Below are 12,666 nucleotides of genomic sequence, written 5' to 3' on the forward strand. Positions count from 1 at the left end.
ATTATTCTTTCAATACCGGGATGCGCCAGACCGCATTCGCTTACCGGCCCACTCATATCGTTACTGGAGAAAAGTCACATGAAGGCTCTCATGATCATCGCAGCATTCGCCGGTGTCGTCACGACCACGTCCGCATTCGCTCAAAGCACCAGCACCGACAGCGCATCGCAAGCAGCTCAGTCGACGGCCACCACGCAGGTCGCGTCGAACGACACGGCAGCGCCGGGCGGCTGGGTGCCGCCGTATGGTCAGCCGGTTGCGCAGAAGACCCGCGCGCAGGTGTACCAGGAACTCATCCAGTCGGAGAAGAGCGGTCAGCTCGCGTACCTGAACTCGACGCTGTACTCGCACTGAGCAGCCGGCACCGGGACCTGCGGGATGCAGGGCAACGGCACGCGTGAAGCGTGCCGTTTTCTTTTGGTGATCGGGCATGGCATGCACACCGTGGCAAGGACGCGGCGCGAAAGGTAACCGGTTCCCACAAATGGTTACCATCGGCACGCGTCCCTCCGTACGCGTTTAGCGAGTGCTCAGACAGCGCCCGAAAGTGTGAGCTGATAGCCGTAGCGGCTGATGGTTTCGATGCGCGCCAGGATGGCCTCGCGTTCGAGCTTGCGGCGCAGTCGCGAGACCACGAGATTGACGGTGGACGGATCGATTTCGTCCTTGTCGGGCCACGCGTAGCGAATCATCTGGTCGCGCGGCACCGGCATGTTGGGCTGGCGCAGCAGGCATTCCACGAGCAGATATTCGCGGCGCGTGAGTTCGGCGCGACGGTCGCCTTCCACGATCTCGCGCGTGCCGGCGTCGAGCTGCGGGGTCGCCGCGTTCTCCTTGCCGGTTTGCGCGGGAGCGGGCGCAACGGCCACCGTGCGCAGCAGCGCGAGCATGCGCTCATGCATTTCGATGAACGAGAACGGATAGCGAAAGCAGGCATCGGCGCCTGCGCGCAACACCTGCGAGCGTGCATGCGCCCCGGCTTCGATGCCGAGCACCGTAAGGATGGTCGCGCCGCCTGTGGCCGCCGCGAGGTCCGGGAGCAGATCGAGGAGCGGCGTGAGCCATGCACCCTCCAGCGCGACGACGATCACTGCGTCGAACGGCTCTTCACCCGCGAGAAAAACGCCATCGCGCAGGTCATCGGCGCGTTGCAGGCTATGGGCGCTTTCCTGCAGCGCCTTCTGCAGCCAGGCGCCTTCCGCGTGGCAGGGAGAGATGAGGAGTATGCGCATGGCCTCGCGTCCGTTGGGTGATCAGGCGAGCGCGCGCGGCCAGCATTCCACGCGCATGCGCGCGCCCGGGCCGCCGGCACCGTCGGCGCCGCCCATGTCGGGGGCGTCCTCGATGGTGAGCGCGAAGTCGTGCACGCGCAGCACTGCCGCGACGACCGAGAGGCCGAGGCCCGAGCCTGCGAGATGGCGCACGGCATCGCCGCGATAGAAGCGCTGCAACACCGCGGCGCGTTCGCCCGGGGCGATGCCCAAACCGTTGTCGGCCACCTCGACGACGGGCCCCTCCACAACGGCGCGCAAGCTCACGCTCACGGCGCCGCCGGGCGGCGCGAACTTGATCGCGTTGTCGATGAGGTTGCTGAATGCTTCGAAGAGCAGCGCACGGTCGCCGTGGATTTCGGTCACCGGCTCGATGCTCACGGCAAAGCGCACGTCGCGGCTTTCCGCGAGCGGCTCGTAGAGCTCCGCGAGGTCCTGGATCAGCGGTTGAAGCTCGACGGCCCCAAAACCGCCGCGCCGCTGCAGCGTGCCGATTTCGGAAATGCGCAGCATGGCCCGAAAACGTTCGAGCAGCTGATCGGTTTCGGTGCGGGCGCGCTCGAGCATCGCGGCGCCTTCCACGTCGGCGCTCACGCTCTCGCGTTCGGCAATGCGCGCGAGCATGGTGTGCAGATGCACGAGCGGCGTGCGCAGGTCGTGCGCGATGCCGTCGCAGGCGCCCTTTACTTCGGCCATCAGGCGCTCGACTTCGTCGAGCATGTGATTGACGAGATGCGCGAGCATGTCGATTTCATCGTGGCCGGCCACCGGCAGGCGCCGGTCCAGGTCGCCGCGCGCGATGCACTGCGTGACGCGGCGAATCTCGCGTACGCGCCGGATCTGCCGCATGCCGAGGACGAGCCCGCCCGCCACCGCAGCCAGCATCGCCACCACGCCGCCCATCACGAGCGTGCGGATCACGACTTCGCGTATGCGCAGCACCGTGGTCATGTCGCGCGCCACCACGAGGTGCATGCCATTGGGCCGCACCTCGCCCATCGCGCGCACGATCGGCGAAGGGCCGCCGTCCAGCAGGCGCAGATTGTGGTCGATCGTGCGGCCCTGACGGGTGAACGCGAGGCTCGGCGGCTGCTCGAACATGTCGCCGGCCAGGTACTGGCCGCTGGCCGTGAAGAGGCCATAGTAGTTCGTGTGCATGTGCTCGTGCTCGAGGCGCTGATAGATCGCGCCGGGCAGGTTGTCGTCGGAAATCGAGTCGAAGTAGATGAGCTGCCACTTGAGGATCGAATCGGTGTCGTATTCGATCGAGGCGTTCGCCGTCCAGGCGATGAAGCCCACGAGCGTGGTGAGCAGAACGCCAAAGAGCGCCGTATAGCCCACCAGCCAGCGAAAAGTCGTGGTGTACCAGCGCCGTCCGGGACGAACGGGCGCGAGGGAAGAAGAACGGCTCTGCACGCGAAATTACCCGAGAATGTAGCCGGAGCCGCGCACGGTCTGGATGAGCGGCGGCACGCCCGGCGGATCGATTTTCTTGCGCAGGCGCCCCATGTGCACGTCGATCAGATTGGTGCCCGGATCGAAGTGATAACCCCACACGGCTTCGAACAGCATCGTGCGCGTGATGGTCTTGCCCGCATGGCGCATCATGAATTCGAGCACGCGGTATTCGGTGGGCAGCAGGTTCACTTCCTCGCCGTCGCGGCGCACCTTGCGGGAGATCAGGTCGAGTTCGAGCGGGCCCACGCGCAGCGCGGTTTCGCGCGCAACGGTGGCGGCCTGGCGGCGGCGCAGCAGCACCTCGAGGCGCGCCGTGAGCTCTTCGGGGTCGAAGGGCTTGGTGAGATAGTCGTCGCCGCCCGCGCGCAGGCCGCGCACGCGCTCGTCCACGTCGCCGAGCGCGCTCAGCATCAGCACCGGCGTCTGGATGCCCACCGTGCGCATGGCCGTGAGGATGGAGAGGCCGTCGACGCCAGGCAGCATGCGATCGAGCGTGATCGCGTCGTACTCGTCGCTCATCGCGCGCGCCATGCCGTCGCGGCCGTTGTCGACCCAGTCGACCTCGAAGCCGCGCTGCTTCAGCTCGCTGACAATTTCACTGGCTGTGACGGCATCGTCTTCCACCGTCAATACGCGCACCTGGCTCATCTGTCTCACACTCCGTCACGCTGCCCCGCGCGACCTTTCAGGAGGCTCAAGTTTACCGTCGCAGCCCCGGGTTTCCGTGGCTTCCTTTCATGAAATTAAATTTAACTTTACAGACTATGCAAGCTTTTTCTGGCGCCACCTGCGTAACCGGGCACGTCACGATTCCGGAGATTGTGCACCCGATTGCTCCGCTTCTGGCCGGATGTCGAGCTGATAGCCGTAGCGGTTCACGGTTTCGATGGACGTCCTCGCGCCGTGCGCCTCGAACTTGCGGCGCAGCCGCGAGACTACGAGGTTCACGCTGGAGGGTTCGACGTCGCCCTTCTCCGGCCACGCATAACGGATCAGTTGCTCGCGCGCGACCGGCGCGCTCGCCTGGCGCAACAGGCATTCGACGAGCAGGTACTCGCGCGTGGTGAGCGACACGCGCCGCGTGCCCTCGACGAGATCGCGCGTGAGCGGATCGAGACGCACGGACGGCGTGGCCGCCGTGGCCTGCGTGCCGCGCTGCAGGGCCAGCATGCGCTCCTGGATCTCGAGAATGGACCAGGGCTGGACGAAGCAGGCGTCGGCCCCCGCGCGCAGGAGCCGTGCGCAGTCGGCAGGCGTCGCCCGCGCGAGGGCGAGGATGATGGCCGGCGCATCGGTCAGCCGCACGAACGAGGCCAGCGCGTCGCCGAGGCCATCGTTCACGTCCGCACCCGGCGCGCAGAGGATGACGGTGTCGAACGGCTCGTGCGAGGCGAGATAGACCGCGTAGTAAAGGTTGTCCGCAACCTCGACGCTATTCAGGCTCTCGCTCAATGCCTTGTACAGGTAGGCCCGCTCCGTGTCGGAGGAGGAGCACAGCAAGACTCTCATCGGATCGGTGGGGCTAGGTGTGATGCGGCCAGCAGTCGATCGTCACGGCCGTGCCCGTGTGCGTCCCCTCGTGCGCGGCGCCGATGGACAGATCGAAGTCGTGCAGCCGCACGATCGCCGAGACGATGCCGAGACCGAGGCCCGTGCCCGGCAGATGGCGCGTGCGCTCGCTGCGGTAGTAGCGGCCGAGCACCGCGCTGCGTTCGTCGGGCGCGATGCCGGGGCCGTTGTCGGCGACCGCGAACTGCGGTCCGCCCGTGCCCGCGCGCAACGCCACCTCCACGCGGCCGCCTTCGGGCGCGAACTTGATCGCGTTGTCGAGCAGGTTGCTGAACGCTTCGAAGAGGAGCGCGCGGTCGGCGTGAATCAGCGCGGCAGGCGCAATCGAGGCAACCAGCGTGATGGACTTTTCTTCGGCGAGCGGCCCATAGAGGTCGCAGAGTTCGTTCACGAGGTCCGGCAAGGACAGCGACGCGAAACCGCTGCGCCGCTGCATCGCGCCGATCTCCGAGATGCGCAGGAGCGCCGCGAAGCGGTCGAGCACCGAATCGGCCTCGTCGCGCGCGCCGACCAGCACCTGCGCGACGCCGGATTCGCCGCGGCGCTCCATGGCGTCGGCGGCGGTCGACAGACGCAGCCGCAGCCGCGTGAGCGGCGTGCGCAGGTCGTGCGCGATGCCGTCACAGGCGCTCTTGACCTCGCCCATCAGGCGCTCGACTTCGTCGAGCATACGGTTCACGAGATGCGAAAGCATGTCGAGTTCGTCGCGCCCTGTCACGGGCAGACGCTGGTCGAGATCGCCGCTCGCGATGCGCGCGGTCACGCGGCGGATCTCGGCCACCCGGCGGATCTGCCGCATGCTCAGCACGAGCCCCGCGCACAGGCTCGCAGCGAGGCACAGGAGGCCACCGCCAAAGATCGCCTTCATGAGTTCGTCGTGCACGCGGCGCACGTCCGAAAGCAGACGCGCCACCACGAGTACCGAGCCGTTCGCGCGAACCTCGCCCATCACGCGCAGCGTGGGCCGCGTGTCGACGACATCGCCGACGTCGACGACGTCCACGACCAGGGACTGCCCGCTCTTGTGCTCGTACGTGCGACCGTGGCCGCCCAGTTCCAGCCCTTCGGGCAGCGAATGAATGTTTCCGGCGAGCCAATGGCCGGCGCCGTCGAAGAGACCATAGGCGTTCTGCCCGCGGTCCTCGCGCTTGAGGCGCGCATCGATTGCGCCCGCAACGGCATTGTCGGAGCGCGAATCGAAATAACGCAGCTGCCAGCGCAAGCCGCTATCCGTTTCGCGCTCCATCGCATGCGTGACCGAAAACTCGATCACGCCGAGTAGCGCCATGAACGAGATCGAGAAAATCGCCGCGTAGGCCGCGAACCAGCGAAACGTGGTGGTCTGCCAGCGGTCGTGCGCAATGTCGCGCGTGGCGCTGGTTGGGTCAGGAGCAGTGGCAGCGCGCGGCGAAGGCAGGACGAACTCTCCCGTCTTGCCGACTGCCCAGCCGGGCAGGCTCATGTCGCGCCCCGCCGTGGCGTGCGCCTGGCAGTCATGCCGCGTCGCAGGGTCTGGGGTCTCGTGGACACGCTCATGCCGGAGTCCATGCGGCGGCCACCAGGACAAGACGGCGGCGCCCCGAAGGTGCTGACTGACATGGCGATCCCCGATGGCTGTAAATGAACCGCCCAGGAAACAGCGACCTGGAGCGGCCTGGCGGACGCGAAGCCGCGTCTATCGGGCAATCATAGTGGTGGCAAGGCCCGGTAACGGCATCACGACCATGAAGACCAGGTCATCTTCTTACCACTCGTTGACTTCAACCTGTCGATTCGAAAGCGCAACGACGCACGAGGCCATCGTGCAACGGCAGGCCATGAAGAATGTTTCATTCCGTTGAGCCGGCCACGATGCCGGTGCCCTCCTAAGCTGGGACGCGAATGCTTTGGTCAACCCACAGGAGGTCACCATGATCCGAAGACTGCGCTACGTCCTCGTGCCCATGCTCTGCGCAATTAGCGTGAGCGCTTTCGCCGACCCTCATCTCACGCAGGCGCAATGCCATGCGTATCCCTTCGTGCCGCTGCATCACAAGGTCACGCATGCCGAACTGATGCAGGAGTTGGGCGAGCTGACGGCGCTCGGCTATCAGCCCTATGCCGACGAAGCCGAATATCCCTCGGATATCCAGACCGCTGAGCAAAAGCTCAACGCGGAATACCAGCGTGATTGCCTGCCGTAGCAGGCGGCGGCTGCGCCTCACGGGTAACCTTGCCGATGACGTGGCGGGACCCGTGGTTCCAGGTCGTACGGTGGGGGTGGCGCAAGGTCACCGCATCGATCGTTGCAATGCACCAATTGGATGGGCCCCGCAAGGGGGATCTGTCATTCCTTGGCTCCCATGTTTGGTGACCTGAGCCAGGTAACCGGATATGGGAAGCGGGGACCTTCGGTTGGATGGTTCAACCACTTGGGTTGAAATCAACCTCTGTGAACACTCGCGGCCTCGCCGGTCGATTTCGCCGCTAAGGCAGTGCGGCAAAGGTTTAGCCGGTCGATCCGGATGCCAATCGCTCCCATAAAGCGGTACCTTTGGCCGGTTTTCTCTCCCATAGCTGGCATCCATTCCAGTAATTTTTCCTATTCTTCATAGAGTTATGGAAGGAATTCCATGTGACTTCTCAGGAAATCTCAAGCCAACCCCTCCGCCCGGAGGACGGCTCATAGCGGCTCTGGGCCTAAGGTAGCTGGCAGTGGGAGGTTCTGCGGTTGGTGATCGCTCACTTGTCTATAGGGTCCCGGTTTTGGGAAACGTCTTTCTCTCCGGACACTGGTTTCAGTGTTTACCTTCAACGCTTTAACAACTTTAGTAAACCTTTAGCCGACTCAAAGCCTTGCCAGATAAGGCTTTGCGGGCGATTTGGTGGCGCGTTATGGGATTACGGGTACCTTGTATGGGAGTTCGGGATTGTGGATATGGGAACTCGGTAGCCAGCGATGGGGTTTCGGGGCTGTGGATATGGGGGAAAGGTGCCGGGCTATGGTGGAAATACCCCGGAGGCTCCAAGGTAGCGTGTTATGGGAAGCCCTTTGGGTCACCGGATATGGGGCCTTTGAGGGGCGTCGGCTCCTGGATCGAGGGCGCAACAGGGGTGGTTCGGTATCCGGTTATGGGAAATCGTTGAGGTAGCTGTTTATGGTGCTTTGTACCCGCACCGTTGTTGAGGTCACTTGGGTCGTACAGACAGGTGTCCTTGTTGCTCCGGGCTCGGAGAGATGCCTGCATCAAATGGGTATCCGGTTATGGGATCGATTGAAGGTTACTGGTTATGGGAGATCTGGCCGGATAATGAGCCGCTTTTCCCCGGCTTGGTCCCTTCGTCAGGTAGCCGCTTATGGGATATCTACAAGGTAACCTGTAGTGGGAAATAACGCTCACGCACAGCGGATTGGCCTGTGGACAACTCGGCAAGGCCTTTTTATCCCATAGGCAGATACCTTTGGTGAAAGCGTGCCCCAGTGAGTACTCACTTTCATCGATAAGGTCACTAGATATGGGACCTTCTGACGATGCGAGGCCCTCAAAGGTCTCACGTTATGGGATGTGGAAAGGCAGGCTGCCGGAGCTTCGAAATAGCCATGAATGGCCGCCGTTGGCCGGTGAGGGGCCGCTGCCCTGCTCGGCTGTCATGGGTTCATGCTCCGGGTGTCGTGCCGGAACACGGACCCGAATGCGGCCTTGAGTCACCAGGTCGCTTGGTATACAGTTACCAACCGATCAGGTTCCCTTATACCGTGGGTCATATGGCAAGAAAGAAGGCCGATGCCGGCGATGCCGACAAACAAGGCGCACTCGTATTTCAACAAGGCCAGCCGCCCGATCTCTTCCGCAAGGCCGTCCCGGCGATTCACATCGCGCCGAAGTCCGGGTCGATCAGCCTTCAGCAGCGCAAGATGTTCAGTTCGCTGATCAAGAACGCCATCCGCCAGGATTCGCTCGAGCCGGGCCGCTCGTCGTTCGAGATCACCATCTCCGCCCTCTCGCAGGACGTCGATCTGAACAGCAACAACACCGAGTACGTCAAAGAGACGATCAACTCGCTGATCAGTACGGTCGTCAACTGGGACTACCTCACGCAGGACAAGCGCAGTATCTGGAAGGCGTCCGGTCTGCTTGCAGGCGCGGAGCTCGAGCGTTCGGTGTTGCGCTACACCTTTTCCGAACAGATTCGCGGCGAGCTGCTGAATCCCGAAATCTACGCCATGATCGATATGCGGATCACGCGACAGTTCAGGAAAGCGCACTCGCTCGCGCTGTGGGAGAACGTCGTGCGGTACGAGGCGGTGGGCATGACTGCGCGTTTTCCGCTCGCGACGCTGCGCGACCTGATTCTCGGCCAGGACACCTCGGCCCAGTCGTACAAGCTCTACAAGCAGTTCAAGAGCCGCGTGCTCGTGCCTTGCATCAAGGAAGTGAACGAGATCTCGGACCACCTCTTCGAACTCATCGAGCACAAGGTGGGCCGCTCCGTCGTTTCGCTGCAGTTTCGCGTTACGCGCAAACCGGAGACCGATCCCTCGCAGGAACTGCGCGCGAACGAAACCGTGCTGATCGGCGAGATGGCGAAGTTCAGCATTCCGGTTTCCGAGGCGCGCCGTCTGCTCAAGCAATACGGCGAAGAGAAGATCCGCACGGCCGTGGCGTATACGGCCGCGCGCGTCGCGCAGAAGAATGCCGCGCCGCTCGCGAACGTGGCGGCGTACTTCCGCAAGGCGCTGATGCAGGGTTACCAGTTGCCCGGGGCCAATGCGACAACGGGCACGGCGGCGGAATCGGCCAAGGCGCGCGAAAGTCAGGATCAGGTCAAGGATCGCTATATCGCCGCGAAGATCACCGAGGCCCGCTCCTACTTCAACGAACTCGAGTACGACGACCAGACGGCACTCATCAAGCGTTACAACGAAACCGTCGGCATGGACAAGCTGAAGGTATCGACGACGAAGGTCCCGTCGAAGATGGCGTCGACGAACTTCTTCCGCTGGGTGGTGCTGGATACCTGGGGGCAGCCGACTGCAGCGGACCTGCTCGAGTTTCTGCTCAATGGTCAGCAGGGCGAAGGCGCGGTGGATGCTTCGGCGTTTGCCGATATCGAGTTGGCCTTGAAGACGCGTTCCGAATGAATCATGGCGGGGCTTGTGCCCTGCTGGAAAGCTTGAGGTGGTTCGGATTCGGGCGATTTTGGATTTTGTGTTATTTGCCGATTATTCCGATCTAGGTTTATTTACCTAGCTGGTCTTCACAGGAGGCTGGTGATTGGAATCGGCCTCTACCCTCCCTCTCCCCTGATGGGTCTTTTCCCGACTATTTGATCTCTTCTGAGCGTACTTATCGATGCGCTTCGGCCTGGATCTCTCTGGCAGTCTCCACGTGGAGATTCTGAGCCAGTAATCGGATTCCGGTAAAGACCGCTGATTACGGCTTCGGAAAGCGCAGTTGAATTGCCTTGGGACGCTTGATTCAGAGCACGTGCCCACCATAGCTGCCCTGACTAGATCGAGCGAAAACTGCGAGCACTCTCCGCGTGAAGAATGCATGTGAACTGAGGGTGTTGATCGGCATATTCCGTCTCGATCTCCACGTGGAGAGTTTCTGATTAACCTGCGGGCCGACTTTCCAGGTATCGCCAGCACTTCGCATGCTCAATCTCGTTTTCGTGAAAATAAGATGGGGCGCCCGGTTCTTTTCTAAGAGCACACTCTGTGTCAGTACCACAATAACCTCACTCCTTGTATCTGCCAGCGAGAAGTGAATCCTCGGTAAGCACACATCTCAGATCAAATCCTCGCGTGCAGACACACAATCTCCACGTGGAGAGCGCACGATGCCAACTCGATTGCCTTCCGATCCCTCGGCTCAGCCCGCGAAGTTTCTCAAAACCTTATCCAAACGGCCAAAAGGTTGTGAGTCGACAACGAATCCGGGAAGAAATCTAGAATTTACTTTAAGTTCCCGTTAGACTTCGATTAGCTTCGCTGGAGTCTCCACGTGGAGAGTTCACAGAGACACCCCAGCGCCTGGAACATTTGATGGAGAGCCGAATGGGACTGGTAATCGCCGTAGCGAACCAAAAGGGCGGCGTGGGTAAAACCACGACTACGATGAATCTGGCTGGGGCGTTTCAGTCCGAGGGATACAAAGTCTATGTCGCCGATGCTGACGGCCAGCAATCCTGCATGAGCTGGTGTGCCGCGGCCGGTCCCGAAACGCCGTTGCCGTTCCGCGTCGGCAGCATACACAAGCTCGAAAAGATGATCGGCCCAGAAATCGCTGCGCTCGCCGATGACTACGATGTCGTGATCGTCGATTGCCCGCCGAACATCAACGATCTGACCACCGCCCGCGTCCTCGCTGTTGCCGACGCGACGGTCATTCCCACCGATGCTTCCCCGATCGATATCTGGAGTAGCGAGGGCATGATGGAACTGGTCGAGCGGACCCGCGTGGCCAATCCCGCCGGAAAATTCGCGATTTTGCTAAATAAGTCGAATTCAAAGACGCTCCTGCACACCCAGATGAGCGCCATCCTGGCCGAGAGCAACGTCCGCGTGTTCTCCGCAACAGTCAAGCAGCGAGAGCTCTATCGGCAGACTGCCGCGCTGGGCCGTACGGTGTTCGACGTTCGCGGCGTGCGGGGTACCAAGGTGGCCAAGGACGAGATCAACGCCGTGTACAACGAAATCATCGCGCTCGTGCAGGAAGAGGAGGAGGTTGCAGATGGCCGCTAAGCTCAATTTCACCAGCAAGGTCCGTGCGGGTATGGCGGCGGAGCGCGTCTCCGCTGGCGAGCGTCTCGCTGAAGCCGATGTCGTCAATATCGCCCAGCGCGACGCCGGTGCGGTCGCGGGTGCGGTGACCGCCGACGTCGAGGTCGATGCAGCCAATCAGCCGACCGTGGACGGTACGCCGACGCTCTCGCATACGCTCAGGCAGATTTCCGTCGAGGACGTCGTTTCGAATCCCTATAACCCGCGGGCTTTCTATAGCGCGGAAACGATCGACGAGCTGGCCGAGAGCTTCGAAAAGCAAGGGCAGATTACGCCGATTCTGGTCACACGCCTCGCGGAATTCCGCGGCAAGTACGTGATTGTCGACGGCGAGCGGCGTATCCGCGCGGCTCGCTCGCGCGGCGACAAGACGATCGAAGCCGACATCCGCGAGGGACTCGACAACCAGAATCTCTATCTGCGCGCCTATCACGCGAACAAGGAGCGCGAAGAGCAGACGGTGTTCGACGACGCGCTTGCCTGGAAGAAGTTGCTGGACGATCGGGTCTACGTCGATCAGGTGGAACTGGGCGTGGCGGTAGGCGAGGATCCCAAGCACATTAGCAAGGTGATCTCGCTGACTTCGCTGCCGCCGTTTCTGCTTCAGCGCATGGCGCAGAATCGCGATGACGTGGGCCTCGGTCACGCCTACAACATCAAACTGATTTTCGACCGTGCCGGTGCCACGGTCGCCGAGCATTGGCTGCAGCAAGTGGTCGAGGGCAAGGCCAGCGTCCGCAAGCTGGAGGCGGCCGCATCCGCAGAGGCCGGCGCGCGTCGCATCGGGCCGCGCCGTACGCACTATCAGTCGCGCGTGCAGTTCAATCGTCGTGATGGTGTCGCACTCGGTGAGTTGAAGCTGTTTGGCGACGGCCGTGCGGAACTGAGCCTCAAAGGCATTGCACCCGCTGACCAGCAGCGGCTTGCGGAGCGGATGAAAGCCGTAGTCGAGCAGTGGGCGGCGGAAATCGATCCCTCCGGCGCCGCGTGATTTTGGGATGCCGCGGCAGGGTAGGGCTGCGGCATCCCAGTACCAATATGAGGCACCAATAAGCCGGCGCGGTAGCGAGGGTCGAAACCGTGAAACATGGCGCCGCGCTCGATAAACCAAAGTTAGTTTATAAAAATCAATGCATTACGTAGCATTTCCTAGAATGTTTCACGAATGGACGACTGCCGCATCATGGTGAGACGTCTTTTAAGTGAAGAATCAGACGTGATGCTCCTCAATCGGGTACCTCCGGCGAGGAATGTGTTTTTTGATACGTAAATAATCGTATTCAATACGATCCGGCCCGCTCGATGAGGATTGACAACCTCCCGCAGTCCAGGCGATGCTGTCACACATGAACTGCCGCCACCTCCCGATTGCACTGATTATTAGCACCATTCATCGAATGGTGGGTTAGTGCACGTCTGACAGCAGCGACAATAACCCGCCCCACGAGGCGGGTTTTTTGTGTCCGCCTCCTGGCCAAAAAGAAAGTGAGCACAGGAGCCTTCATGTCCGCCCAACCCAGCCTCGCCGTCGTCGAAGCCGAGACCGGAACCCGTACCACCGGCCGCTACGACTACCTCAAAAAGATCCTCACCGCCCGCGTG

10 protein-coding genes are annotated in these 12,666 nt (G+C 62.1%); 5 read left to right on the top strand and 5 right to left on the bottom strand.

The features are described from left to right. Positions 1-78: 78 nt before the first annotated feature. Positions 79-354, top strand: coding sequence for a DUF4148 domain-containing protein (locus U5760_RS28880; protein ID WP_322015732.1), 276 nt, complete (start codon positions 79-81; stop codon positions 352-354). 176 nt (positions 355-530) lie between these two features. Here the strand turns inward: U5760_RS28880 and U5760_RS28885 are convergent, their stop codons facing one another. From U5760_RS28885 to U5760_RS28905, 5 genes are all read right to left on the bottom strand, one after another. After that, positions 531-1,232 carry a response regulator transcription factor gene (locus U5760_RS28885; protein WP_322015734.1) on the bottom strand — a complete coding sequence of 234 codons (702 nt, stop codon included), beginning with the start codon at positions 1,230-1,232 and terminating at the stop codon, positions 531-533. Between the two features lie 21 nt (positions 1,233-1,253). Beyond that, positions 1,254-2,687 carry a HAMP domain-containing sensor histidine kinase gene (locus U5760_RS28890; RefSeq protein WP_322015735.1) on the bottom strand — a complete coding sequence of 478 codons (1,434 nt, stop codon included), beginning with the start codon at positions 2,685-2,687 and terminating at the stop codon, positions 1,254-1,256. A gap of 6 nt (positions 2,688-2,693) precedes the next feature. Continuing rightward, positions 2,694-3,368 (bottom strand): response regulator transcription factor, encoded by a 675-nt coding sequence (locus U5760_RS28895; protein WP_322015746.1) that lies wholly within the window; start codon positions 3,366-3,368, stop codon positions 2,694-2,696. 165 nt (positions 3,369-3,533) lie between these two features. After that, on the bottom strand, positions 3,534-4,238 hold the full coding sequence (locus tag U5760_RS28900) for a response regulator transcription factor (protein ID WP_322015736.1): 705 nt from the start codon (positions 4,236-4,238) through the stop codon (positions 3,534-3,536). A 13-nt stretch (positions 4,239-4,251) separates the two neighbouring features. Beyond that, positions 4,252-5,760, bottom strand: coding sequence for a HAMP domain-containing sensor histidine kinase (locus U5760_RS28905; RefSeq protein ID WP_322015737.1), 1,509 nt, complete (start codon positions 5,758-5,760; stop codon positions 4,252-4,254). A 448-nt stretch (positions 5,761-6,208) separates the two neighbouring features. Between U5760_RS28905 and U5760_RS28910 the strand changes: the two genes are divergently transcribed. The 4 genes from U5760_RS28910 to U5760_RS28925 all read left to right on the top strand — a co-directional run bounded on the left by U5760_RS28910 (position 6,209) and on the right by U5760_RS28925 (position 12,055). Further along, positions 6,209-6,481 (top strand): DUF4148 domain-containing protein, encoded by a 273-nt coding sequence (locus U5760_RS28910; protein WP_322015738.1) that lies wholly within the window; start codon positions 6,209-6,211, stop codon positions 6,479-6,481. A 1,562-nt stretch (positions 6,482-8,043) separates the two neighbouring features. After that, positions 8,044-9,420, top strand: a complete 1,377-nt coding sequence (locus U5760_RS28915) for a replication initiation protein (RefSeq protein ID WP_322015739.1) — start codon at positions 8,044-8,046, stop codon at positions 9,418-9,420. A 918-nt stretch (positions 9,421-10,338) separates the two neighbouring features. Continuing rightward, complete coding sequence (parA, locus tag U5760_RS28920; protein WP_322015740.1) at positions 10,339-11,025, top strand: ParA family partition ATPase; 687 nt, start codon at positions 10,339-10,341, stop codon at positions 11,023-11,025. After that, the gene (locus U5760_RS28925) at positions 11,015-12,055 is read left to right on the top strand and encodes a ParB/RepB/Spo0J family partition protein (RefSeq protein ID WP_322015741.1); all 1,041 of its coding nucleotides are present in this window, start codon (positions 11,015-11,017) and stop codon (positions 12,053-12,055) included. Before parA ends, U5760_RS28925 begins: the two co-directional genes overlap by 11 nt. Positions 12,056-12,666 lie beyond the last annotated feature (611 nt).

Source organism: Paraburkholderia sp. J12 (assembly GCF_905220215.1).
In the GTDB taxonomy this organism is placed as follows: domain Bacteria; phylum Pseudomonadota; class Gammaproteobacteria; order Burkholderiales; family Burkholderiaceae; genus Paraburkholderia.

Coding starts and splice junctions, on each gene's coding strand:
- U5760_RS28880 (WP_322015732.1), top strand. CDS start 79: ATGAAGGCTCTCATGATCATCGCAGCATTCGCCGGTGTCGTCACGACC.
- U5760_RS28885 (WP_322015734.1), bottom strand. CDS start 1,232: ATGCGCATACTCCTCATCTCTCCCTGCCACGCGGAAGGCGCCTGGCTG.
- U5760_RS28900 (WP_322015736.1), bottom strand. CDS start 4,238: ATGAGAGTCTTGCTGTGCTCCTCCTCCGACACGGAGCGGGCCTACCTG.
- U5760_RS28905 (WP_322015737.1), bottom strand. CDS start 5,760: ATGAGCCTGCCCGGCTGGGCAGTCGGCAAGACGGGAGAGTTCGTCCTG.
- U5760_RS28910 (WP_322015738.1), top strand. CDS start 6,209: ATGATCCGAAGACTGCGCTACGTCCTCGTGCCCATGCTCTGCGCAATT.
- U5760_RS28915 (WP_322015739.1), top strand. CDS start 8,044: ATGGCAAGAAAGAAGGCCGATGCCGGCGATGCCGACAAACAAGGCGCA.
- parA (WP_322015740.1), top strand. CDS start 10,339: ATGGGACTGGTAATCGCCGTAGCGAACCAAAAGGGCGGCGTGGGTAAA.
- U5760_RS28925 (WP_322015741.1), top strand. CDS start 11,015: ATGGCCGCTAAGCTCAATTTCACCAGCAAGGTCCGTGCGGGTATGGCG.